Consider the following 25385-nt stretch of genomic DNA (forward strand, 5'->3'; position numbering starts at 1 on the left):
CGCGAATTCTAACGAAGTTTGGATTAATTTTTACTAAATAAAGCTTAATTTTTCATATTACTTTGATGATTTGGTATAATATACAATCATTTTAAGGAATACCATCATGACACTAACGCTTCACTCGCCACTTGATATGCATCTTCATCTTAGAGATGAAGCGATGCTAAAAGTCGTCGCACCTTTGAGTGCCACTTCATTTGCCGGAGGGATTATCATGCCCAATCTTGTTCCTCCTATCACAACCATCAGTGCCTTGGTTGCGTATAAAAAGCGCATCATAGAGGCGATGGGTGCACACGATTTTGAGCCGTTGATGACGCTCTTTTTTAAAGATAGCTACGATTTTAAATTTTTAAGTGAAGCCAAACCTTATATCCATGGACTCAAACTCTACCCCTCAGGTATCACGACCAATTCACAAGGTGGAGTGAGTAATATGGATATAGAAGCGCTTAGGGAAACATTTGAGGCGATGATTGCGCTCGATATTCCTCTTTTGGTGCATGGAGAGAGTGATGGTTTTGTGATGGATCGTGAGCGAGAATTTGGCCTTGTATATGAGAATTTTGCCCAAAATTTTCCCAAGTTGAAAATCATTATGGAGCATATCACGACAAAAGAGAGCGTGGCCTTGCTGGATCGGTATGAGAATCTTTATGCGACGATCACCTTGCACCATCTGTTAATCACACTCGATGATGTTGCTGGTGGTATGTTGCAACCGCATCTTTTTTGTAAACCAATTGCAAAAAGACCCGAAGACCGCGAGGCACTTTTAGATGTTGCATTACGGGCCCACCCAAAAGTGATGTTTGGCAGTGATTCAGCGCCGCATCCCATTAGCAAAAAAGAGTGTTGTGGTTGCGCTGCGGGAGTCTTTACCGCACCCATTGCGTTGCAAGTCTTAGCAGAGATTTTTGAACAACACAATCAATTGGAACATTTGCAAGCTTTTGTGAGTGATAATGCGAAAAGGATTTATCATTATAGGCCTTTGGAAAAGAAGGTGATTTTAGAAAAAAGCCCTTTTTTGGTGCCTGCTTCTTATGATGGGGTGGTGCCAATGATGGCAGGGCGTAACATTTCATGGAGTATTCACAGTGTCGTGTAAAATTTTAGTATTAGAAGATAATAAACTGTTGCTTGAAACGCTCGAAGAGTTTTTGAGTGATCATGGTTACATCGTCAAAGCAGTAGATCGGGGAGTCGATGCGCTGAATGCCTCTTTTGCAGAGAGTTTTGATCTGTTTTTACTTGATGTAAAGGTGCCCGATATGAGTGGGTTTGAATTTTTAAAAAGCCTGCGTGATGCTGGCAATAATACTCCTGCGATTTTTTTGACTTCATTGACCGATAAAGAGAGTTTAACCAAAGGGTTTAATTTAGGTGGCGATGATTATATCAAGAAGCCTTTTGATTTGGATGAACTTTTGTTGCGTGTTCGCGCGATTATGGAGCGTATGTGTCATAAAAACAAGCAAGTGAAAATTGATGAGAATTTTACCATTGATTTAGATCGCAAGCGTCTTATCAAAAATGGTAAAGAATTAAATCTCAATCTCAAAGATTTTCAATTATTATGCTTACTGGTCGAAGATCGCGGAAAAGTTGTGACGACGGATATGATTGTAGATACACTTTGGAAGCATGATGAGGCAAATATCGGATCGATTCGAGTGTATGTGACAAATTTGAAAAAAATATTTGGAAAAGATGCGATATCAAATATTAGAGGCATTGGTTACCGATTTGAAAAATAGCGATCAAAAGCTTTTGCTGTTAAATACTTTTTTTGTATTTTTTCTGACGATGGTGTTTGCTTTATGTTTTTGTTCCTTTGTGGATTTTGATGTTTTTGCGACTCATCGTTATACGATTATTGTCATTTACTGTATTGTTGTGATGATATCGAGCTACTATTTATCAGCATTTTTATTGTCTAGATTTTTTAAGACCAATAATCTTTTGAAACTATTACTTAAAGATACCTTACATGAGTTAAATATCCCTCTTTCTGTCATCAAAGCCAATACTCAAATGCTGAAAAGCCAGACAGATAAGGATAAAACCTTAAAAAAACTTGAAAGAATAAATCTTGCGTGTGATGAGCTGTATGGATTGTATCAAGATGTGGATTATTATATAAAAAAAGAGACAAAATATGAAATTAGAGAGGCATTTTTTTTGGATGATTTAATTCATGATGAAAGTGAAAAATTCAAAGTGCTCTATCCTCATGTTGCTCTACGCCAAGAGGTTGAAAAGCTTCAAATATATACCGATCGAAGAGGTTTTGTCAAGGTTATTAACAACTTGATTGCTAATGCGCTGAAGTACAATCAAGACGATCATGATGTCTTCATCTACACCAGAGGAAATAATCTCATCATAGAAGACCATGGTGTGGGGATGAGTGAGTCTGAACTTTTTGTGATATTTGACAGATATTATCAAGGGAACAGTAAAAAAGATGGCTTTGGAATCGGTTTGAGCATTGTCAAAGCGTTCTGTGATGAATATAAAATACAAATCAAGATAGAATCGCAACTTGGCAAAGGAACAAAAATTTACCTAGATTTAGATAGAATACTATCACAAATTAAAAATGAGAGATAGGGAAGGAAATGGATAGTGCTTTTATAAAGAGTTTTGATACCTTTGTCGATGGTTTTAGAGGTGAATTTGAGAGTTTTCTAAGATTGCAGTGTGATTTATACGGTTATACCATGCCTCATGATAATTGCACAATTTTGGCTCAAGATATACTCAATAATATCGCAAAAAAAGATATTGATATTACCGATGACAGTATTGAGCTTTTTATCAATATCACCGGGCATCATTCGATGTCAGGATTTCTTCTCAGTAAAAGCCTATTGTATATTCTCGAAAATTATACACTTTTTTTGAAACAACATCCTGATCACAACTTTGAACATATTGGGGCATGTTTGCACTATTTTAGCAGATTTTCCTACCTTTTTGAGCAAAAAACACGTGAAAAAGAGGAGTTGAAAATTGCCGCTGTTAACTTCTCCACCAATAATGAAATCGCAATCAAAAATAATATTATAGAAATTTTTGAACAAATGAAACAAGACAAAAAACCCGTCACCTTTATGAACCTGTATCAAGGTATTCCCATCAGTTATGAAGGAAAGATTTTGGATATTGGTGATGATACGGTTGTATTTGAAGTCTCAAATGAGCTTCAAGAAATCGCGATGAAACTCAAAGGTAAAGCGCACTTTATCCAAAACGAATACCTTCTCAGACATGTGAAAGCCGATGTCGTTTACAGCAATTTTTATGACCATACCGTGACCTTGAGTAATTTTGTCTATCTTCTTAATATGCCCGCTATCAAAAGAGAGTTTGTGCGTATTTATCCTGATTTCTTTGTGAACGTGACCTTGATAGGGCATGAGAGCGAACAGATAAATGGTAATTTATATGACTTATCTCAAAATGGCATGGGACTGATTAGTAGTTATAATCCTGGATTTTATATCGGGGCTAAGGTGATTGTATCGTTTTCATTGACCTATGGAAGTTCAGAACACGAAATACGCACCAGTGGTGAAATCGTGAATATTTTAGATTATGAAAATGCCTACCGATATTGTCTTAAAATTTTTCCAAACGAAGAGCATTTGGTAGATATCATGGCATATATTGCGCAAAGAAAAAAAGATATTATCGAAACATTGCGCACGGAATTAAAAGAATATCAATTTTAATTTTTGGACTTATTTTCATAAATACGTTCGCTAAATTCTGCAAATTTACCTCTGACGGCTGTTTGTAAATCTATCGCAAAAATATTTAACTCTTGAGTCGGATTTTGTGTCTCTTTGATGAGGCTGGTTAGGCCATTGTTATATTTATTGAGATAGAGATTGTCGATTTGTCGATTGGAGCCGATGACGATGGCCATACAACTGTTGTCAAGTCTTGAGAGGATGAGCTGCGTGGTGCTTTGGGAGCTGTTTTGCCACTCATCCAAAATCACAATCGCATTGCTAAGTGTCCGTCCTCGTGCCTCTCCTGGCCATAATTTTTCGATACGGTACTTAACCATCAACTCCTCTACTTTGGTTTTGATAATATCTACATTTTCTGTGGTTTCTTGTTTTTTGAGCATAAATTTTGCGATAAATTCTAAAGTATCATAAAGGGCCATATTATAAACACGAAATTTCTCTTCATTACCAGAGAGGTATCCAATATCTGCCCCTTTATCGAGGCTTTCGATTGAATTTCTAGTATAGACGATTTTATCGTATGCCCCCTGAGATATTAATCGCATCGCACCATAAAGGGAGAGGAGTGTCTTGCCACTTCCTGCTTTGGCATCGACGACGATGAGATCATAAAGATTACTAGAGATTGCTTTCATGAGGAGTTTTTGATTGATATTGACCGGTTTGATTTTATATCCTGTAAAATCATTTTTGGTGTGTAATAAAATCTTTTTATTATGGATGATACCATACTCTTTTTTGCCCTCTTGCGTCCAAAATTCATAACTTTTATTGCAATGGCGATATTCTGGATCAAGGGTATCAATAGCATGCTCATTGAGCGTTTCTAATGTCTCTAAGTCTACTTCAAGTTTCTTGAAGAGTTCGATTTTTGGTACTTCAGCACGGTCATCACGAAGCGTCTCGGTTTCGACTTCTTTAAGCAATGCGAAAATCCTCGCATAGACATCAATGGACAAAAAGGTAACGGGATAGTTTTTATAATACTTTTTTGCGAGTTCGGCTACTTCGATAATACGTTTGTCATTGCTCTCTGCGATATTGTTATCTGTCAGCGGGGTGTCGTAACGATCTTTTGAGATGATGTCAATAATGATGGTTTGATTGGACATGCGCACGACTTTAAATCCATCATTTTGTTCTATCTTTAACACTGCGGCATTGGCTAAAAATCTAGCAAATTCTCGGGCATTATATCCCACATCATCAAGGAGCTTTTTCTTATTTTCCACTTCGATGAGAACCGTCTCTGCGATGACGATGATATTGGTGCCCTCTTGCGAGAGGTTGGTGATATTGTAAAGACCTTGTAAAATAATGTTGGTATCAACGATAAATATTTTTTTATTCATGATAAGATTATACAATAACTCCGCTCAGAAACTATCATGATAGTGTTGCTTTTTTATGATAGATGGGTAAAATGTGTAAAAACCAGAGTGAAGAAGAGGGTGGGGATAAAGTGACGACCAAAGAGGATCGTCACTTTGTTTGAGTTTTTAGGGCAAAATTATAACACTCTTTTTTGCCATGCGGAATCATTAAACCATTTGTTATACATCTTTTGATAGAGGCCATCATTTTTGATTTGATTTAAGAAATTATCCAACCAGTTGATAAAATCTGGATCTCCTTGTTTGATTGCAAAGCCTAAAGGCTCATAGGTTAAATCATGGTCTAAGTGAACGATTTTACCTTTACCTTTTGTGGCATAGAAGATAGCATTAGCAGGTTTATCATAGATAAAAGCATCGGCTTTGCCATTGATGACTTCTTGTGCCGCATCTGATTGCGAGTCAAATGTTCTGACTTTTGCATGTTTGAACATTTTTTTGGCGACGATTTCACCGGTTGTACCAATTTTTGTGACGATGGTGTATTGTGGTTTGTCAAGATCTCTCCATGTTTTGTTTGCAAATTTTTTCTGTGCTAAGAGTGTTTGTCCGACGCTAATATAAGGGGTTGCAAAACTGACTTGAAGATTTCGTTTTTGGGTAATGGTCATCCCGGCAATAATAATATCGTATTTTCCTGCTAATAACCCTGCAATAATTCCATCCCATGCTGTTGGAACGATGACAAGTTTCACTCCCATGCCTTTGGCCATGGCGCGTGCGATATCGATATCAAAGCCAATCAGTTTGCCTTTTTTGTCTTTCATCTCAAATGGCATGTAGCCCGGATCCAATCCAACACGAAGTTCCCCTCTTTGTACGATAGCGTTCAAAGTAGATTTTTGCCACAAATTGATATCATCAGCCATCGCATGAATGCCCAACATCAATAATAATGCAACCAAAACTTTTCTCATTTTTTCTCCTTATCTATTTTATGTAGAATCAATTATACAATAACTCTATGGAGAAAGTAAGTGATTTGTTGCTGTTTTGTAATCAAAACAGTGTAAAGTGTCACATATGAAATACAAAACGATATTTATATCTGATATGCATCTTGGTACACGGTTTGCAAGGGCAGAACTTTTTTTAGATTTTTTGAGAGAAAATGAGTCTGATACCTTGATTTTTGTAGGAGATATTATCGATGGCTGGGCGATTAAGAGAAAATTCAAATGGGCACAATCTCATTCTGATGTCATACAAAAAGTCATCAGAAAGGCGAGAAAAGGAACCAAAGTCCACTATATCACCGGCAATCATGATGAATTTTTGCGCCCCTTTGTGCCCCTTCGTATGGGGAATAATTTGGAAATCAAAAATGAGATGGATTTTTATGCCCTCAATGGCAAGCGCTATCTCATCACGCATGGAGATTTTTTCGATAGTATTACTATGACTAAAAGATGGCTAGCAATATTGGGCGATATTGGGTATGATTTTGTTTTGTATATTAATCATGTGCTTAATATACTAAGAAATAGACTTCACATACAAAGACAATGGTCGCTTTCCAAATACGTGAAGGATAACGTCAAAAGCTCCATTAGCTTTATTACCAACTTTGAGGAGGTGTTATCGATGCATGCAAAAAGACAAGCGTATGATGGCGTGATATGCGGACATATTCACAAGGCTGAATCTCGTATGATAGATGATATTGAGTATCTCAATTGTGGGGATTGGGTTGAATCTTGCACCGCTTTGGTAGAACATTTTGATGGGACTTTTGAGATTGTTGATTGGTTGCATCGATGACATCCATCACCCTAGCACTCTCAGGAGGTGCAGCAAGAGGGGCGTATCACTTGGGTGTTTTAGAATACATCGATCATCATGATATTTGTGTTGAGGCCATCTGTGGGACTTCGATTGGTGCTATTATTGCTGCGAGTTACTTCAGTGGTGTCACACCGAAAGAACAGCTTGAGATTATCAAATCCAAGGCATTTCGTGAGATATTTTCTTTTCATTATTTCAAAGGCTCACTCTTCCAAATAGAAGGTAATCATGAACTCTTAACACGATGGATCCCTACCAAAAATCTGGAAGATTTGAACAAACCTTTATATCTGACAGCGGTGGATCTTTATAGTGGTAAAAATCTCTATTTTGACCATGGTGACATTAAAACACTCTGCATGGCCTCTTCTGCCTTGATTCCATTTTTCCCTCCGGTTTCGTATCAGGAGTATCGTTTGGTTGATGGCGGGGTGAAAGATCACATGCCAATGCAACCACTGAAACAATATTATTATCCCATTGTGGGTGTCAATTTGCATCCTCTGTTGCCCAACGATGGAAAACAAACATTGTGGAGTACGGCCAAAAGAGCGCTATTTTTATCGATTTACGGGCATAGTGTTGAGGCAAAAAATATATGTGATTTTTATATCAGTTCTGATGAGTTAGCCAAATACAGCCTTTTTTCTTTTAAGCATTTTGATGAGCTTTTTACCATGGGGTATCATGAGGCTGAAAAAGTGTTGGATACTATTGTAGAATAAAATGAGACGGATGTAACGAGTGTTACATTCCGCCTTGTGTTTTCATACGATTTTCTAATTTTCTTCCCAATACTGAGAGTGCAAAGGTGACCGTAAAATACATCGCTGCGACGATGAGCCATGTCTCAAACGGTGAAAAGGTATTGGCAACAATTTCCCTACCGACTTTTGTGAGATCGGTGATGGAGATGACTGATACCAATGATGAATCTTTGACGAGCGCAATGATTTCTCCTACTAAGGTTGGCAATGCGCGTTTAAAAGCTTGCGGCATGATGATGCTTGACATGGTTTGAATATAGTTCATGCCCAAAGATTTAGCCGCCTCATATTGACCTTTATCGATAGATTGGATTGCTCCTCTTAGCACTTCAGCAATATATGCGGCATAAAAAAGTCCTAAAGATATGGCTCCTGCCATAAACCTTTCGAGATTGAATATGGTGGCGATTATAAAATAAAAGATGAAGATTTGCACCAAAAGGGGTGTCCCTCTGATGACTGCAATATACAAGGTCGCGATATCTTTTAAAAACTGAAAACTCGATATCCGCATAAAGGCTAATATAGAAGCCAGAATAAAAGCAATGACAACCGCCATGCCAGAGATCTTCAAGGTGACTAACAAGCCATCTATCAAAGGACCTTTTGTCCACGTTTGATATGTTGCTAAATTATCATTTTGATAGACTTCATCTCCAGAATCGACAATAATTTTGTATTTTTCTGGAATGTCCAGGGTTTTAGGACCGTCTTCTCCTCGAATCACAATTTTTCTGTTGTCCACTTTGATAGTACCATCAAATGGAGCCTCAATGGCTACAGTTTTTTCATAGGCAAAGTATTTCGGAACACTCGTCCATTTCCATATGTAATTCATATTGGATGCGGCAATAAAGAGTGAGTAGCCAAGTAATACGTAAAAAGCAATGGCCACAAAGTGACCAAATACTTTATTTTCTAACAAAGGTTTATGTTTTTTAGACAAATTACATTACCTTTTTTTGCCATGCGGTACTATTAAACCACTTGTCATAGATTTTTTTGTAAAGGCCGTCGTTTTTTACTTGATTTAAGAAGTTATCCAACCAGTTTAGGAAATCAGGATCACCTTTTTTGATAGCCCATCCCAGTGGTTCATAAGTCAAATCTTTATCTAAATAAGCCAATTTACCTTTTCCTTTGGCTGCATAAAAGATAGCATTAAAAGGTTTGTCATAAACAAAGGCATCAGCACGTCCGTTTAGGACTTCTTGAGCGGCATCAGCTTCAGTTTCAAAGGTTCTGATTTTAGCATGTTTAAACATTTTTCTTGTAGCAATTTCACCAGTAACACCGAGTTTTGTGACGATAGTATACTCAGGTTTGTCAAGGTCTTGCCATGTTTTACCTTTGAATTTCAAATTAGCAAGGATTGTTTGACCGACACTAATATAAGGTTTTGCAAAATTGACTTTAAGATTTCGCTCTTGTGTGATGGTCATACCGGACATAATGATGTCATATTTTCCCGCCAATAAACCGGCAATAATTCCATCCCAAGCTGTTGGAACTAAGACCAATTTGACACCCATAGCTTTTGCCATGGCGCGCGCCATATCAACATCAAATCCTATAATGTGACCTTTTTTGTCTTTCATTTCAAAAGGCATATAGCCCGGTTCCAAGCCGACACGAAGTTCACCTTTTTGTACGATGGAATTCAGGGTCGATTTTTGCCATAAGCTGATATCATCAGCCATTGCATGAATACCTAACATCAGTAATAGTGCTACCAAAACTTTTTTCATTTTTTCTCCTTAAGATTTTTTAGAATTTAATGTGTCAATATCTCTTGTAAAAACTTTTTCGCTCGTTCAGTTTTTGGATGAGAGAAAAACTCTTCGGGCGAGCCCTCTTCTAAGATTTCACCTTCGTCCATAAAAACAACGCGATTGCTAACTTCTTTAGCAAAACCCATCTCATGAGTCACACAAACAATCGTAAAGTTCTCAAGAGCAAGTTGTCTCATAACATCAAGAACCCCACCAATCATCTCGGGGTCTAGGGCACTCGTTGGCTCATCAAATAACAATACTTTGGGTTTCATCGCTAACGTTCTAGCGATGGCGACACGTTGTTTTTGTCCCCCGCTGAGTTCATTAGGATAGCCCTCTGCTTTTTGAACAAGCCCCACTTTTTCTAAAAGAAGCAATGCTTCTTCTTTGGCATCATGTTTTGAAATTTTTTTCACTTTCTCTTGTGCAATGGTAATGTTTTCTAAGATGGTTAAATGGGGAAAAAGATTAAAATGCTGAAAAACCATACCGGTTTCTGCTCGCAACTCATTGAGCTTAGTCTTTTTGTGATAGGCATCTATGCCATCCACGATTAACTCACCGCTATCGATATCTTCAAGTCGGTTGATACATCGAATCAATGTTGATTTGCCACTTCCACTTGGGCCACAAATGACGACGATTTCGCCTTGCTTTACTTCAAAATTTATATTTTTTAGTGCATGAAAATCTCCAAAATATTTTTCGATATTTTTCATACTGACTATAGTATCCATTCAAGCCTTTCTGCTGTAGAACTTTTTATAAAGTTTATTAGGGTCACTTTGTAAAAAGTTATTCTAGCAATAATATCTAAAAATAAGATAAATAGAAATAATATCGTGCTTAATTATTAATCTTTTGATTTTTAGTAAATAAATTTGAGTAATTTTTGATATTATTACACTTTTAGAAAAGGTTAAATGATGATAATGGCGAGAATTCGTGAATATGGAGCAGATTTTTTGCTGCTTTTGGTGGCATTGGCTTGGGGCAGTACTTTTTTTATTGTTCAAGATGCAATCCGTGACACTCCGGTATATATCTTTCTGTTTTGGAGGTTTTTATTTGCAGGCATTTTGATGGGAGTGATTTCGTACAAGCATCTTGGTGCCATTGACAAAGATACTCTCATAGCAGGGGGCGTTTTGGGGCTTTTTATGTTTTTAGGCTTTGCGTTTCAAACTTTTGGGCTTTCGTTAACATACTCTTCCACCGTTGCATTTATTACCGGACTCAATGTCATCATTGTCCCTTTTTTGCTTTTTATTATCTTTAAAAATAAAGCCTCAATTTACTCAATTTTTGGAGCTTTTTGTGCCGCATTGGGATTGTACTTTTTGACCTTAAAAAGCTCGATTGGATTTGGAAAAGGGGAACTTTATGCTCTAGTTTGTGCTTTTATGTTTGCCGCACATATTGTCTTTACGGATCGATTTTCTAAAAAATACAATGTGTTATTGTTGGTCATGATACAATTACTCACCGTCGCACTACTCTCTTTTGTAGCCGCAGGGATTTTTGACCACAAAATCATGCCACAAGCCTTTGATGGTGTCTTTTTAGACGCTTTGATTGTGACGGTTTTATTTGCTACAGTTTTTGCTTTTGGTGTTCAAACCGCAATGCAACGCTATACGACACCCGCAAAAACGGCGATTATTTTCACACTAGAACCGGTGAGTGCGGGAGCTTTTGGGTATTATTTTGCTGATGAAGTCTTCTCTTTTACACAACTCTCAGGTGCTTTTATGATTCTCTTTGGCATGCTTTTGGCGGAACTTGGAACCTATTTTAGAAATAAAAGACGAGATGCACATGCTTAAACAACTGCTCTTGGTTTTTATAATATTGCTCTTTGGTGGGTGTGGCCTCAAACAGGAGAGTATTCGCACCTATCCGTATAAGATTGTCGTGAAAACAAAAACCATTCGAATTGCAGATGCGGGGTTTTTAAAAGAATCACAAGGATATCAGAGTCTACAGATTTTTACTGCCGGCACGGCGGTATTGCGGGTAGAATTAGCAGATCGCGCGTGCCTCAATGGCCGGTGTACGACACGTGAAGATTTTAATACGCGTTTGTTTGGATATGCCTATTATAAAAATATGATGGATGATATTTTGAGCCAACGTCCCTTATATAATAGGAAAAATCTGGTAAAAATAGACGGTGGATTCAAACAGCAAATCCAATCAAAATATTATAATATTTTTTATCGAGTAGAGGGGAGAAATGTCTATTTTAAAGATACCCTCAATCATGTGTTAATAAAATTACAAAGGATTTAGATGAAATACGTAGGAGCCCATGTCAGTGCTAGTGGTGGTGTTTTTAATGCACCTATTAATGCTCAAAAAATTGGGGCCAAAGCTTTTGCCCTCTTTACAAAAAATCAGAGACAATGGATCGCAAAACCTTTGGATGAAGAGACGATATCACAGTTTAAAGAGGCACTTGAGCGTGCTGAAATTTTACCAAAGCATGTCTTGCCTCATGATAGTTATCTCATCAACCTCGGACATCCCGATGCTGAAAAAAGAGCCAAATCACTAGCGGCGTTTATCGATGAATTGGAGCGCTGCGAGCAGTTGGGATTGGATCGGCTAAACTTTCATCCGGGGAGTCATCTTAAGCTTATTAGTGAAGATGCGTGCTTGGAACTGATCAGTCAATCGATGAATGAAGCGATTAAGAGAACCAAAAATGTGAAACTTGTCATCGAAAATACTGCCGGACAAGGGAGCAATTTAGGTTACAAATTGGAACACTTGGGATATTTGGTTGATAACTGTATCGATAAAGAGCGTGTCGGTGTTTGCATCGATACGTGTCACATTTTTACAGCCGGATATGATATTAGAACCAAGGAAGCCTATGAGCAAACTATGAAAAAATTTGATACAATTGTCGGATTTAGGTATCTTCAAGGAATGCACCTCAATGATTCAAAACCTGATTTGGGAACTCGGGTGGATCGTCATGATTCTTTAGGTAAGGGCAAAATCGGTCTTGAGGCTTTTAGTCTGATCATGAATGATAAAAGAATCGATGATATTCCGATGATACTTGAGACCATAGATGAGAGTCTGTGGAGTGAAGAGATTGAACTCTTATACAGTTTAATCGAAAAATAATATAAAAGGATACGAATGAAAAAATATGTAGCAATGGCATCAATGCTAGGCCTAAGTGCGGCAACACTCTTTGGTGCAGGATACAAAATACCCGAGCAATCTTTAAACGGGGTTGCTTTGAGTGCTGCTTATGTGGCCAATGCAAAAGGTGCTGATGCGAGTTATTATAACCCTGCAAACATGGCATTTAGTCCAGCAGGAGCAGCCTTAGAAATGGGCATGACTTATATTAACTTGCCTAGCATTAAATATGAAGATGTCACTCCTGCTTATAGTGGTGATTCAAAAGTGGAAAACTTTCTTGTCCCAACATTTCACTATATCTCACCTGAAGTCAATAAGTGGAGATTTGGTCTCTCTTTTACAGCTCCTGGAGGGCTCTCTAAACGATGGGACAATGGATATTCAAAAGCGACAGCACAAGAATTTACGCTTAAAATAATGGAGCTCAATCCAACAGCCAGTTATAAAGTCAATGACAAATTTGCCATTGGTTTTGGTGTTCGTGGGGTTTACACTGATGGTATTGTAAAAAGTGATGCAAATGGTGTTGGAGTTAATTTAGTTCGAGATTTAAATGGTGATTCGATAGATTTTGGATATAACTTAGCTTTAAGTTATAAACCTATCAAAGAGATGACGCTCTCAGCAACATATCGCTCTAAAGTTGATTTAACTGTTGAAGGAAATGCAAAATTGACGAGCCCAATTGGCGGACATTATGATGGGGGTGCCAGTGTGACAATTCCACTGCCTGCAACTTTGGATTTAGCCGCAGCGTATACCTTTGATAAAACAACCGTAGAATTGGTGTATGAACGCGTTTATTGGTCTAGTTATAAAAACTTAGATTTTAATTATAATGGAACCATTACCGACCCATATTTATTGGCAAAATTTGACGCTTCAATTCCTAAAAATTGGAAAGATACTAATACTTACCGAATTGGTATTACACATCAGTATAGCGATAAATTAAAACTAATGCTGGGATTTGCGATTGATGAAAGCCCAGTACCAAGCGATACTTTAGGATTTGAATTGCCAGATTCTGATGCAAAACTCTACTCTGTGGGATTTGAATATCAAGTCAATAAAGCCACAAGTTTTGGTTTGGCCTATTTGTATGACCAAAAAAAGACCCGAACCATCACTCCGACAAATTCTGGGCATGTCAATGGAACATTTAAAGATGCTTCGGCACATCTTGTAACGGCTTCTATCAAATATAGGTTCTAAAATGCTTGAATATAAGTATCAGAATTTTTATGATATTATCCAAAATAACGCCAAAGTCGCGCCGAAGAAAACGGCGATATTTTTAGATGATAAAAAGGTATCAAACTTAGCATTAAAACAAGATATCGATACCTTTGCGAGGTTTTTAGAATTTAGCGGTATCAAAAAAGAGGATCGCGTTGCCATGGTCGTTGGCAACTCGATTGAGTTTATCGTATCTCTATTTGCGATTACAAAGATTGGTGCTATTGCTGTGCCAATCAATACTTTTTTAAAAAGAGAAGAGTTAGAATACATCATCAACGATTGTGAAGCAAGACTGCTCATTAGTAGCCCTGCGTATGCAAAAGAGACAAAAAATATTATTAATTCTACTCAGGTTGAGAAAATTGTCTGGACTGAAAAGTATGATGCCCTTGATGATAGAAACTATAGTTTTGCAGAGATGGAAGCAAGCATGGGAGAGGAAGATGAGACAAAAGAACTCCCGACACTCAATGATTTAGCCTGTATTGTCTATACTTCAGGTACTACCGGTAAGCCCAAAGGTGCCATGTTGAGTTTCAGAAACATTCTCTCAAATTCTGTAGGTGCCAATGAAGTCTTCAGTGTGCGCACCAACGACAGATTTATCGTATTTTTACCGATGTTTCACTCCTTTACCCTTTCCACTTCGGTACTCTTGCCCCTCTTTGCCGGAGCTTCGATTGTTGTGGTGAAATCAATCTTCCCATTTGCCCATGTGCTTAAACAAGTGTTGTTGCGACGGGTTACAGTATTTTTAGGAGTACCAACACTTTATACTTCACTGCTTAAAGCGAAGATTCCGTGGTATTTTATGTACTTTCACAAAGTACGATTATTTATATCCGGTGGTGCCCCTTTAAGCGAGGCAGCATTGAATGCTTTTGGAAAAAAATTCAAAAAATCAACCTTGATTGAAGGATATGGCCTTAGTGAATGCTCTCCCGTAGTTGCTGCAAATACCCTAGAGTTGCAAAAACCACTCTCTGTGGGAGCCCCAATTCCTGGATACAGCGTGAAAATTGTCAATGATGAAATGGTCGAACTTCCAATAGGAGATATTGGTGAGATTATCGTCAAGGGTGATAATGTGATGCAAGGCTACCTTAATCGACCCGATGCCACAGATGAGACGATTATCAACGGATGGCTTAGAACGGGAGATTTAGGGAAAGTTGATGAGGATGGCTATATCTTTATTGTAGATCGAAAAAAAGATTTGATTATCGCCAAAGGTATCAATATTTACCCTCGCGAAATCGAAGAGTTGATTTTAAAATACGATGGTGTGGACTCCACCGCTGTGGTTGGTTTAAAAAGCAAAGACGGTGATGAAGAAGTTATAGCTTTTATTCAACCAAAAGAGGATACAATTCTAGCCGAAATGGATATCAAAAAATATCTAAAAATGCATTTGGCAAACTTCAAAGTGCCAAAGATGATTTATATGGTTGAAGAATTGCCTAAAAATGCAACAGGAAAAGTCCTCAAGAGGGTTTTGAAAGAGCAGATTGCAAAGGGCGATTTTGCAAGAGATAAAAAGGGGCGCCACTAAAACTCAAGACGCCACTGATAAAAATAGAGGTGATTTTGCAATATTTAATTGATTTTTTAGAAAATAAAAACATACAACAGAGCAAAATATTTGAGTATCTAAAATGTTCTCTTGAAGAGGCGCTGATACTCAAATATTTGGCGAAAAACTATATCAACGGCTCTCCTGAAGTCGTTGTGCTTGATATCTTAAAAGATGTCTTTTCAAGTGACTATGAAAAGTACTTAGATTACCTACCCTTAGTCAAAAGCTTGATGGAGCAAGGTTGGATTATCCAGGAAAATTTCTTGCATGTTAATGCCTCGGAGATTACTAATTTGGAACTCCTTAACAGCTCTATTTCGCTGAGTTCTTCCTTTTTGAAAATCTTAGAAGAGGGCTCTTTAGAACTTGCATTACCAGAAATTACCCCTTATGTGGATCATTTAGAATATTTAAAAGACCAATTTTCACGTATTGATTTGTACCAAAAACTCGCACATTTGAAACAAAGTGTTGCCGGGCATTCTCCGAGTATTAGTCGGGTTAAAAATAGATTGCAAGAGCTAGAAGAACGCATTGAAGAGCGAGTGAAAGCCACTGAAGATAATATGGTCGTGGATGCCATTTTCAAAGAGCATGGTCTCAATCCAAAAGAACAGTTGATTTTTTTAGCACTTTTAAAAGAGGAATATTCTGCGGAATTTGAAAGTTTACGTGATATGAATACGCTGATTAATTTGATTAGTTTTGATGATTATGAGAAGATAAAAAACCGCTCCTTACTCGAAGATGGTTCCAAACTGATTGAATCATTATTGATTGATTATGATGAGATGCTCAATGGTTTTGGTGGGGTGTCGCGGAGCTTTTTTATCAGTGAGGAAATTCTCCAAAAGATTATGCATCCCAATAAAGAGAAAAAAAGTAAAAAAATCAAACTCGATATGCTCATCGGTGAGCAAGAGTTGTTTGAATTGATTGATCCGCGTACCAATATGGATGATGTTGTATTGCATCCAAAGACGCGAGAGGTCTTGGAATACCTGCTGAAACAAATCGATACCAAAGTGCTTAAATTACTCCGTGAATGGGGTATCAAAGAGCGCCGTAGCGGCATTGATGCGAGGGTTATTTTTTATGGACCTCCGGGGACGGGTAAAACGATGACAGCCCTTTCTTTAGCCAAAACGATGAAAAAAAGAGTGCTTAGTTTTGATTGTTCTAAAATTCTCTCCAAATACATCGGAGAGAGCGAAAAAAACGTCAGAAATATCTTTGATACGTACAAAGATTTGTGTCAGCGTACGAAAAGTGAGCCTTTGCTATTGCTCAATGAAGCCGATCAATTTTTGAGTTCTCGTGGTGTCGGTTCAAACTCAAGTGCTGATAAAATGCACAATCAAATGCAAAATATATTTTTAGAACAAATAGAAAAATTCAATGGAATCTTAATCGCCACGACGAATCTTTTAGAGACCATTGACCCCGCCTTTTCCCGACGATTTGATTACAAAATCGAATTTGCCAAACCCAATGCCAAACAACGATTAGAATTGTGGCAAAAAATGCTCCCTGAAAATGCGCTTTATAGTGAAGATTTCAGTATTGATGCTCTGGCATCCTATCCATTGACAGGGGGTCAAATTAAGGTCGTACTCAAGAATACCGCTTTGAGAGTGGCGATTAAAGAAGAGCCAATATTCTGTTTAGAAGATTTTGTCAATAGTATCGAACGTGAAACAAAAGGGGCGTTTGATGAGTCCAAAACCATGGGCTTTATGAAATAATAAAGTCGTGAAACTCTAATCTAAGGAAGTTTAAAAGAAGTTTTTTATATCATTGACTAAACGTAAATTAAAATTTTATAGAAAGAAGGACTTTCCATGACACCAATGTCGCATATGGATTTCACTCATCCCTATTTTGGTGCTTTTTTTCTACTAGTCTTTGCAACTGTTGTATTTTATGGCATTACGGTACTTGCACGGACAGTCAGTAGGAAAATGGCAAGATTAGATACTGAAAAGTTGAAATTGACGCTTTACGAATGTGGGCCAGAAGTGACAAAGCAGCCGAATAAGATTTCAGCACAATTTTACCTCTTTGCTATTTTATTTATTCTTTTTGATGTAGAGATTATTTTTATGTTTCCATGGGCTATCGATTTTAAAATACTCGGTTGGTTTGGATTCGTAGAAATGGTTATGTTTATTCTTCTACTGACAATCGGCTTTATCTATGCTTGGAAAAAAGGAGCGCTTGAATGGCACAGCATAAAATAAATTATTTACAAGAAGCAGGACTTCCTATCGCCCTGACTTCCGTTGATAAATTGGTTCAATGGGGACGAAGTAACTCACTATGGCCGATGACATACGGTTTGGCTTGTTGCGCGATTGAGATGATGGCCACGGGTGCGAGTCGTTATGACTTTGACCGATTTGGAACGATTTTTAGAGCCAGCCCAAGACAATCAGATGTCTTGATAATAGCAGGCACACTCACCAAAAAACATGCCCCTTTTATGAGACGACTTTATGATCAGATGACCGAACCTAAATGGGTCATTAGTATGGGAAGCTGTGCTAATACCGGTGGAATGTTTAATACTTATGCCACAGTCCAAGGCGCAGATCGTATTATCCCTGTGGATGTCTACCTCCCAGGATGTGCCCCTCGCCCTGAGACATTGCAATACGCTTTGATGATTTTACAAAAGAAAATTCGTAAAGAAAAAGCGTCAAGAAAATTAAAACCGAAGAGGTTGGTATGATGAGACAATATCAAGATAAAAAAGATGCACAGCCAAAACCTTACTACACGGACCGTTTTTGGGTCGCTCCTCAAATTCCAAAACTAGATATTTCAAGTGATGCCGTCTTTGAAAATGATGTGGCTGAGCTTAAAAAATCTTTTGATATTAAAGAGGCATACATCCAAAGAGGACAACTTGTCATCTATATTGCTCCTGAAGATAATGTTGCGGTACTAAGTTTTCTAAAAGAGACACTTGCCTATAATTTTTTGAGTGAACTCAGCGCCATTGATTGGTTGGCTAAACGAGGAGAATTTGAAATCTTCTATCAACTACTATCGACTTCAAAACGTAAACGAATGCGTGTAAAATTTTATATTAAAGAAAAAGAACCAATTAAATCGGTCATCAAACTCTATAAAAGTGCCGATTGGGCTGAACGTGAGATGTATGATATGTTTGGTGTCATTATCACGGGTCATCCCTACATGAAGCGTATTTTGATGCCAGAAGATTGGTATGGGCATCCATTGCGAAAAACCTATCCATTACATGGTGATGAAGAAGCTAGCTGGTATGAAATTGACAAAATTTTCGGCAAGGAATATCGCGATATTATCGGACCAGAAAATAGAGACAGTGCTCGAATTGATGAAGACGATACGTATCAGTACTCTAGAATTCATCATGAGGTTGAATTTGGACAAGCTCCTTCTAAAGAGATTGTAGAAACAGATTATCAAGAAAAAGATGGCGTATTCTTAATCAAAAAGATGAGCAAAGCGACCAGTAAAACCTTGAAAGAGAGACCATAGCGATGCAAAAGGTAAATAAACTTCAACCGTTTTTTGAAAATCTTGTTTTCGAGCGTGATGACAATACGATGATTGTCAACTTTGGGCCACAACACCCAAGTTCGCACGGTCAGTTACGATTGATTTTGGAACTCGATGGTGAAAAAGTTACCAAAGCCATACCGGATGTCGGATACTTACACCGGGGTATGGAAAAGATGGCTGAAAACATGATCTACAATGAATTTTTGCCGACGACCGATCGGATGGATTATATCTCCGCTACTTCAAATAACTATGGGTTTGCATTGGCTGTTGAGACACTCATCGGTCTAGAAGTCCCAAGACGTGCTAAAGTCATTCGGACGATGCTACTAGAATTGAGTCGTATTACTTCTCACCTCTTTTGGCTTGCAACGCACGCGCTTGATGTGGGGGCGATGACGATTTTCTTGTATGCATTCCGTGAACGCGAATATGCGATGGATTTGATAGAGGCTTATTGTGGTGCTAGACTCACACACTCTTCTGTCAGGATTGGTGGGGTACCACTTGATTTGCCTGAAGATTGGATTACGGGTTTGAGTAAATTCTTGGATAAATTACCAGCGAATTTGGCCGATTATGAGGGATTGTTAGATCAAAACCGTATTTGGAAAATGCGACTCGAAGATGTCGGTATTATCCCACCAGAGATGGCACAAACTTGGGCATGTAGTGGACCGATGCTACGAGGAAGTGGGATTGCTTGGGATATTAGAAAAGAAGAACCTTATGAACTTTATGACGAAGTAGAGTTTGATGTGCCGGTGAGTACGACTTTTGATAGTTATGGAAGGTACAAACTCTATATGGAAGAGATGCGTCAAAGTGCGCGCATTATCCGACAATTAATACCGATGTATTATAAAAGTGAACCTGAGATTATGGCGCATGCGCCACAATATATCTCCGCTCCAAAAGAGCAGATCATGACACAAAATTATTCATTGATGCAACACTTTGTTTTGGTGACACAAGGGATGAGACCGCCCGTGGGTGAAGTGTATGTTGCAACAGAATCTCCAAAAGGAGAGCTTGGTTTTTATATCAACTCCCAAGGAGGAGCCTATCCTTATAGATTGAAACTAAGAGCTCCTAGTTTCTGGCATACGAGTATTTTACAAGAATTACTTCCCGGACTTTATTTGGCTGATGTCGTGACGATCATCGGTAACTCAAATATCGTTTTTGGCGAAATTGACAGGTAGGGAGAGACGATGCAACGATATGATTTAAGACATTTGGGTGATAACTTTTATGACAGAATGTTGGAGATAATAGAGACAACCAAAGAGGGTGAAGTCTCCATCTTTATGTTTGAAATCGGAGATTTTTCACCGATACAAAAAAGTGCGGATGTCATCAAAGAGGCGGGTCATGAACTGATGAATTCACTAAAATTCAATGAAGCTGATTGGACTCTGGTTGTCAAAAAAAAGACAGGGGCCTAATTTGAAAGAACATTTTATGTCGCTTTTGAAGATTAAAGACCAAGATAAAATCATCAACAATTTAGAGGGTGATTTTTTGCTCATGATAGGGATGATGCCATCACGAGACCCTGAACTCTTCAACAAGCTCAAAGATAAAAAAAATGTCGTACATCTTAGCGTGATTGAAGACAGCAAGATGGCAAATATCGCCCGTATTCAAAGCCGTTATGAGGCGGGTAGTGAAGAGGGTGTTTTGGCGATTTTGGCAAAAGAGTTTCTCTCTCATCAAGACCTTGATACGCGTGCAGAAACATTTTTTGAAGCATTAGATTCAGGATATTTGAGTGCCGAATCTAATTTTGGTGAAGAAGAGATCGAAGAAATCTTCCATCTCTATGAACAGGCACAAGATCCTATTTTGGTCATTGGATATGATTTTTATAATCATCCAAAAAACCAGAATTTAGCCAAATTAATCAGCCTTCTTGTGAAATATGGCAGATTCAAGCTATACGCACAAGCAGATGAGATTGCCGTGAATGATAATGATGATGTGATTATTGATGATATTGGAGAATTGCATAGCTTCGATGGGTGTGTTGTTTATGCGTGTCCGAGTATCGATCATGAAGAAGAAGAATACCTTATAGGTTCGGAACAATTCATGAGAGCAGCAAAGATTACGGATAATCAAGAAGTCTTTGTAATCACCGATAGCGGAGAATATTCAAGACGATTTTTATTGGATAATGGACTAAAAGGCACTGTCGCATTAATGCCAAATGCTAATAGCGATGGATCGTATTACTATAAGATAGCAAAAATTATTAAGCGAGAAAATTAATGAGTGATATTACAATAACGATTGATGGAATAAAATGTGCAGCAAAAGAGGGTGAATATGTACTCCAAATCGCCAGAAGAAACAATATCTTCATCCCGGCAATGTGTTATCTGACAAATTGTTCTCCTACTTTAGCGTGTCGTTTATGCCTAGTGGAAATTGATGGTAAACGTGCTTATTCCTGTAATGCCAAAGCCAAAGACGGTATGAACGTGACGACGAAAAATGAAGAGATTGAAACTGAACGCAAGGCGATTATGCGTGTGTATGATCTCAACCATCCACTTGAGTGTGGGGTATGTGATCAAAGTGGTGAGTGTGAATTGCAAAACTATACCCTTGAGATGGGTGTGGATTCACAGCATTTTGCCATCGCGGATACGAGCAGGCCGACACATGATTGGGGCTTTATTCATTATGACTCTTCTTTGTGTATCGTTTGTGAGCGCTGTGTCACTGTTTGTAAGGATATGATTGGGGATGCTGCTCTTAAAACCGTACCACGCGGGGGAGCAGTGCTAGATAAAGAGTGGAAAGAGAGCACTCCAAAAGATACTTATGCGATGTGGAACAAACTTCAAAAATCGCTAATTGGAATCGCAAGTGGGGCGGAGAGTTTGGATTGTACCAATTGTGGTGAGTGTACTGCAGTGTGTCCGGTGGGTGCGCTTGTGGGAAGTGATTTCCAATATAAATCCAATGCCTGGGAACTCACAAAAATACCAGCTTCTAATCCACACAGTAGTGATTGCTCCTTGATGTATTATGATGTGAAACATAGTAGTATCAAAGACCCTAACCCCAAAATTTATCGTGTCAATAGTGATTTTAATTTTGCACCATTACATGGAGGTATTCGATATGGATATGACTTCCAAAATGATGCCACTGGCAAAGATGAAAAAGCATTTGCCAAAGCCGTAGCCTTTTTGCAAGAGGCCGATACGATTGCCTTTGATAGTTTTATCACGAATGAAGAAGCATTAATATTGCAACGATTGAAAGAAAAATTTGGATATAAACTTATCAATGAAGATGCCCTCTCTTATAAAAAGTTCTTAGAAGGATTTAGGGCTATGAGTGGCAAGAGCTTGTATGGCGCTGATCTCAATAAAATCCGAAGCAGTAATTTCATCATTAGTGTGGGATCCGCATTTAAAACCGATAACCCTAATGTGGGGTATGCTATTAACAATGCCTTGACGATGAACAAAGGTGCCGGCATTTATTTTCATCCGATTCCAGACAGCGTGGTTGAGGGATATTCTAAAAATTTCATGAGTGTTAACCATAAAGTTGGCGTAGAAGAGAGTATTTTATACTTGATTTTAGATCTATTTGCCGATAAAGAGAAATTACCACAAGACATCATCACCTATTTAGAACAATTTCACCAAAAACAGACAAAAACGATTACCGAAGTGGTGAAAGAACAAGTCAGTGAACGTGTCAAAGATGAAGAGAGCGGTGAAGAGAAAGAAGTCGTAAAAACCATCAGCAAAAATGTTGAAAAAGAGATCGAAGTGATACACAATACACTGTTAGATCACATTGGTATGGAGGCAGATTTTACAGACAAATTAGAAAAATTATTAGCCAAAAAAGATCGTTTTTCTTTAGTCGCTGGAGAAGATTTATACAATCATCCACAATCTTCAAACCTCTCAAAGTTGCTGGGATTGATTCAGCGTATCACCCCTTTTGAAGTGCTGCTGATTCCATCTAAAACCAACACTTTGGGTGTCTCTTTGATTTGTGATTTAGATGAAGAAAAAGGCAAACAAGTTCTTGGCTACAATGTAAAAGGTGATGTCACTCTCAGTGCATTGGGCAATGGAGATTTGGATATGCCAGCACTGAATCAGCAAGAAGGCACTTTCACTTCAATGAACAAACGGGTTGTCCCAACCAATGTAGCCGTACCTTTTAAAGGCTATTGTCTCAATGATATTGCCAACGCTTTAGGAATGAGAGCCAAATATACGATTGATTATACAAAAGAACTCGGCACGATTCCTTTATACCAAAGTGCAGAATTTGATGACCTGCCAAATGAGTTTGATAATTCAGGTTATGAAAATAGAGGCTATTTGTTAGCTGAGGAAGATTGCGAAGTCACAGCAGAAACCATAGCACCTATTGAAGCAGTGGATTTTGAATCAAGTACGGTGATTTATCTTGCGAATCCTGTCATGCAGTTTAGTCCTTTTACCAATAAAGCGCACCAACTTAATGAAGCGGGTGCTTTATATGTATCGAGTGAATTTTTAGAACAACACGATCTCAAATCAGGGTCGATGGTACTCATCACTAATGGTGATGTGAAACTCATCGTAGCAACAAAGTTAGACCATCAGATAAAAGGACTCATCCCTTATCTGCCGACATTTGATACGAAGTTAGATGTGATGCCGTTTTTTGCGGATGGTTATAGGTTTTCAAAAGTAACGATAAAAGGTGCGGAAAAATGAATGAAACAGCCTTAATAATAGAAACAATAGTAAAAGCAGTGATTGCATTAGCCGTTGTTGCGGCTATGGGTGCATTTGCTACATTTATTGAACGTAAAGTTTTGGCTTTTATGCAACGACGTCTTGGGCCGATGCATGTGGGTCCTTATGGTTTATTGCAATTAGTAGCAGATGGTATTAAACTCTTTACAAAAGAGGATATTATCCCGCAAAATGTTGTGAAACCAATCTTTATTTTGGCGCCTTTAGTCGGGGTAGTATCGGCATTTGTTGCCATTGCTGCGGTGCCTTATTTCCCTGAGTTTACGGTATTTGGATATACCGTACATCCCATTGTATCTGATATCAATGTGGGCTTACTTTTTATCATGGGAGCAGCATCAGTTGGGATGTATGGTCCTTTGTTAGCGGGACTGAGTAGTGCCAATAAATGGTCACTTCTTGGTGGTGCGCGTGCGGTGGTACAACTTTTGAGTTTTGAAGTGGTGAGCGGACTCTCTATCTTGGCTCCTATCATGATGATTGGATCTTTGTCCTTGATTGATATCAATGATTATCAAATCGGAGGCATTGCCAATTGGTTGGTATGGAAGCAACCGCTTGCATTTTTACTTTTTGCCATTGCAGGATTTGCAGAGACCAATAGAACGCCATTTGATTTAGTAGAGTTTGAAGCTGAAATTGTCTCCGGTTATGCTACTGAGTATTCGGGCATGAGATGGGGCTTGTTTTTTATCGGTGAATATGCCAATATGATTACCATATCGGCTTTGGTTAGTATTATCTTTATGGGAGGTTATAACCCACTTTGGATTATACCAGGGGCTTTGATGATGCTATTGAAAGTTTCATTTTGGATATTTTTATTTTTATGGGTAAGAGCTGCATGGCCACATATTAGACCCGATCAGCTTATGTGGGTATGTTGGAAAGTGTTGATGCCATTGGCGCTTTTGAACATATTAATTACCGGTATCATTTTGGTTTAGGAGTAGAATATGGAATTAAGAGGCTTTAAAAATAGAAATGCGACTCCTGGCTATATTTATTATGAAGGGGAAGCAAAACCAGAAACAGGTTGGGAACGATTTCAAAGAGTTCTAAATCGTGCCGTAAAAGGCGAACTTTTTGTAGGGCTTTGGATTGTGCTGAGAGAAATGTTTAAATTCAACATTCATACGGTTCAATATCCAATGGAAAAACTTGAAATGAGCCCAAGATACCGAGCAGTTCATAAATTATTACGATTGTTTGAAAGTGGAAGTGAACGTTGTATCGGTTGCGGATTATGTGAGAAGATTTGTATCTCAAATTGTATCAGAATGGACACTCATATTGATGAAAAAAGTCGTAAAGAGGTCACCCAATACAGTATCAACTTTGGTCGTTGTATCTTTTGTGGATATTGTGCTGAGGTTTGTCCTGAGCTTGCGATTGTACATGGTGATGATTATGAGTATGCAAGTGAACAACGGGCAAGTTTTGGACTCAAAGAGGACATGCTAACACCGCTTGATAGTTTTAGAGCAAAAAAACAAAAAGAGTTCCCGGGATTTGGTGCATTAAGTAAAAATGCTGATGAATTTGTCAAAAAAACTCCATTAGCGTATTGAGGTAGAT

Annotated in this window: 26 protein-coding genes; 21 read left to right on the forward strand and 5 right to left on the reverse strand. The window is 38.2% G+C overall.

Annotated elements, in window-relative coordinates:
- Window positions 1–106: 106 nt before the first annotated feature.
- The 4 genes from pyrC to SFB89_RS01205 are packed head-to-tail and all read left to right on the forward strand — an operon-like array spanning window position 107 to window position 3743.
- Window positions 107–1114 carry a dihydroorotase gene (pyrC, locus tag SFB89_RS01190; RefSeq protein WP_331775127.1) on the forward strand — a complete coding sequence of 336 codons (1008 nt, stop codon included), beginning with the start codon at window positions 107–109 and terminating at the stop codon, window positions 1112–1114.
- The gene (locus SFB89_RS01195; RefSeq protein WP_331775128.1) at window positions 1104–1763 is read left to right on the forward strand and encodes a response regulator transcription factor; all 660 of its coding nucleotides are present in this window, start codon (window positions 1104–1106) and stop codon (window positions 1761–1763) included. Before pyrC ends, SFB89_RS01195 begins: the two co-directional genes overlap by 11 nt.
- Window positions 1717–2619 (forward strand): sensor histidine kinase, encoded by a 903-nt coding sequence (locus SFB89_RS01200; RefSeq protein ID WP_331775129.1) that lies wholly within the window; start codon window positions 1717–1719, stop codon window positions 2617–2619. The genes SFB89_RS01195 and SFB89_RS01200 overlap by 47 nt, the downstream gene beginning before the upstream one ends.
- Before the next feature lie 8 nt (window positions 2620–2627).
- Window positions 2628–3743, forward strand: coding sequence for a PilZ domain-containing protein (locus SFB89_RS01205; protein WP_331775130.1), 1116 nt, complete (start codon window positions 2628–2630; stop codon window positions 3741–3743).
- Here the strand turns inward: SFB89_RS01205 and SFB89_RS01210 are convergent.
- Entirely contained in the window at window positions 3740–5119 is a 1380-nt protein-coding gene (locus SFB89_RS01210) for a PhoH family protein (RefSeq protein WP_331775131.1), read from the reverse strand. The two genes, SFB89_RS01205 and SFB89_RS01210, sit on opposite strands and share 4 nt — an antisense overlap.
- A 158-nt stretch (window positions 5120–5277) precedes the next feature.
- Entirely contained in the window at window positions 5278–6078 is an 801-nt protein-coding gene (locus SFB89_RS01215; protein ID WP_331775132.1) for a transporter substrate-binding domain-containing protein, read from the reverse strand.
- Between the two features lie 106 nt (window positions 6079–6184).
- On the opposite strand from SFB89_RS01215, the gene SFB89_RS01220 reads away from it, so the two are divergent.
- Complete coding sequence (locus SFB89_RS01220) at window positions 6185–6922, forward strand: UDP-2,3-diacylglucosamine diphosphatase (protein WP_331775133.1); 738 nt, start codon at window positions 6185–6187, stop codon at window positions 6920–6922.
- Window positions 6919–7671 carry a patatin-like phospholipase family protein gene (locus tag SFB89_RS01225; protein ID WP_331775134.1) on the forward strand — a complete coding sequence of 251 codons (753 nt, stop codon included), beginning with the start codon at window positions 6919–6921 and terminating at the stop codon, window positions 7669–7671. Before SFB89_RS01220 ends, SFB89_RS01225 begins: the two co-directional genes overlap by 4 nt.
- Before the next feature lie 22 nt (window positions 7672–7693).
- On the opposite strand, the gene SFB89_RS01230 is transcribed toward SFB89_RS01225, so the two are convergent.
- Genes SFB89_RS01230 through SFB89_RS01240 form a run of 3 tightly spaced genes read right to left on the reverse strand, consistent with a single transcriptional unit; the run spans window position 7694 to window position 10225 of the window.
- On the reverse strand, window positions 7694–8659 hold the full coding sequence (locus SFB89_RS01230; protein WP_331775135.1) for an amino acid ABC transporter permease: 966 nt from the start codon (window positions 8657–8659) through the stop codon (window positions 7694–7696).
- A 1-nt stretch (window position 8660) separates the two neighbouring features.
- Window positions 8661–9461, reverse strand: a complete 801-nt coding sequence (locus tag SFB89_RS01235) for a transporter substrate-binding domain-containing protein (RefSeq protein ID WP_331775136.1) — start codon at window positions 9459–9461, stop codon at window positions 8661–8663.
- A 26-nt stretch (window positions 9462–9487) separates the two neighbouring features.
- Window positions 9488–10225 carry an amino acid ABC transporter ATP-binding protein gene (locus tag SFB89_RS01240; RefSeq protein WP_331775137.1) on the reverse strand — a complete coding sequence of 246 codons (738 nt, stop codon included), beginning with the start codon at window positions 10223–10225 and terminating at the stop codon, window positions 9488–9490.
- Window positions 10226–10414: 189 nt separating this feature from the next.
- On the opposite strand from SFB89_RS01240, the gene SFB89_RS01245 reads away from it, so the two are divergent.
- The 15 genes from SFB89_RS01245 to nuoI all read left to right on the forward strand — a co-directional run bounded on the left by SFB89_RS01245 (window position 10415) and on the right by nuoI (window position 25378).
- Window positions 10415–11314, forward strand: coding sequence for a DMT family transporter (locus tag SFB89_RS01245; RefSeq protein ID WP_331775138.1), 900 nt, complete (start codon window positions 10415–10417; stop codon window positions 11312–11314).
- The gene (locus SFB89_RS01250) at window positions 11307–11780 is read left to right on the forward strand and encodes a hypothetical protein (protein ID WP_331775139.1); all 474 of its coding nucleotides are present in this window, start codon (window positions 11307–11309) and stop codon (window positions 11778–11780) included. Before SFB89_RS01245 ends, SFB89_RS01250 begins: the two co-directional genes overlap by 8 nt.
- Window positions 11781–12626 (forward strand): deoxyribonuclease IV, encoded by an 846-nt coding sequence (nfo, locus tag SFB89_RS01255; protein ID WP_331775140.1) that lies wholly within the window; start codon window positions 11781–11783, stop codon window positions 12624–12626.
- 15 nt (window positions 12627–12641) lie between these two features.
- Window positions 12642–13865, forward strand: coding sequence for an OmpP1/FadL family transporter (locus SFB89_RS01260; RefSeq protein ID WP_331775141.1), 1224 nt, complete (start codon window positions 12642–12644; stop codon window positions 13863–13865).
- A 1-nt stretch (window position 13866) separates the two neighbouring features.
- Window positions 13867–15444 carry a long-chain-fatty-acid--CoA ligase gene (locus tag SFB89_RS01265; protein WP_331775142.1) on the forward strand — a complete coding sequence of 526 codons (1578 nt, stop codon included), beginning with the start codon at window positions 13867–13869 and terminating at the stop codon, window positions 15442–15444.
- A gap of 35 nt (window positions 15445–15479) precedes the next feature.
- On the forward strand, window positions 15480–17213 hold the full coding sequence (locus tag SFB89_RS01270) for an ATP-binding protein (protein ID WP_331775143.1): 1734 nt from the start codon (window positions 15480–15482) through the stop codon (window positions 17211–17213).
- A 105-nt stretch (window positions 17214–17318) separates the two neighbouring features.
- Entirely contained in the window at window positions 17319–17708 is a 390-nt protein-coding gene (locus SFB89_RS01275; protein ID WP_331776031.1) for an NAD(P)H-quinone oxidoreductase subunit 3, read from the forward strand.
- Complete coding sequence (locus SFB89_RS01280; protein ID WP_331775144.1) at window positions 17690–18199, forward strand: NuoB/complex I 20 kDa subunit family protein; 510 nt, start codon at window positions 17690–17692, stop codon at window positions 18197–18199. The genes SFB89_RS01275 and SFB89_RS01280 overlap by 19 nt, the downstream gene beginning before the upstream one ends.
- Window positions 18199–18996: an NADH-quinone oxidoreductase subunit C gene (locus tag SFB89_RS01285; RefSeq protein WP_331776032.1), complete on the forward strand. Its 798-nt coding sequence runs from the start codon at window positions 18199–18201 to the stop codon at window positions 18994–18996. The genes SFB89_RS01280 and SFB89_RS01285 overlap by 1 nt, the downstream gene beginning before the upstream one ends.
- A 2-nt stretch (window positions 18997–18998) precedes the next feature.
- Complete coding sequence (gene nuoD / locus SFB89_RS01290; RefSeq protein WP_331775145.1) at window positions 18999–20225, forward strand: NADH dehydrogenase (quinone) subunit D; 1227 nt, start codon at window positions 18999–19001, stop codon at window positions 20223–20225.
- 9 nt (window positions 20226–20234) lie between these two features.
- Window positions 20235–20468, forward strand: a complete 234-nt coding sequence (locus tag SFB89_RS01295) for an NADH-ubiquinone oxidoreductase subunit E family protein (protein WP_331775146.1) — start codon at window positions 20235–20237, stop codon at window positions 20466–20468.
- A 1-nt stretch (window position 20469) separates the two neighbouring features.
- Window positions 20470–21294 (forward strand): hypothetical protein, encoded by an 825-nt coding sequence (locus SFB89_RS01300; RefSeq protein ID WP_331775147.1) that lies wholly within the window; start codon window positions 20470–20472, stop codon window positions 21292–21294.
- Entirely contained in the window at window positions 21294–23765 is a 2472-nt protein-coding gene (locus tag SFB89_RS01305) for an NADH-quinone oxidoreductase subunit G (protein ID WP_331775148.1), read from the forward strand. The genes SFB89_RS01300 and SFB89_RS01305 overlap by 1 nt, the downstream gene beginning before the upstream one ends.
- A complete protein-coding gene (gene nuoH / locus SFB89_RS01310; RefSeq protein WP_331775149.1) occupies window positions 23762–24754 on the forward strand; it encodes an NADH-quinone oxidoreductase subunit NuoH in 993 nt (330 codons plus the stop codon). Before SFB89_RS01305 ends, nuoH begins: the two co-directional genes overlap by 4 nt.
- 9 nt (window positions 24755–24763) lie before the next feature.
- The gene (gene nuoI, locus SFB89_RS01315) at window positions 24764–25378 is read left to right on the forward strand and encodes an NADH-quinone oxidoreductase subunit NuoI (RefSeq protein WP_331775150.1); all 615 of its coding nucleotides are present in this window, start codon (window positions 24764–24766) and stop codon (window positions 25376–25378) included.
- Window positions 25379–25385 lie beyond the last annotated feature (7 nt).

Source organism: Sulfurospirillum sp. 1612, assembly GCF_036556685.1.
Classification (GTDB): Bacteria; Campylobacterota; Campylobacteria; order Campylobacterales; family Sulfurospirillaceae; genus JAADIZ01.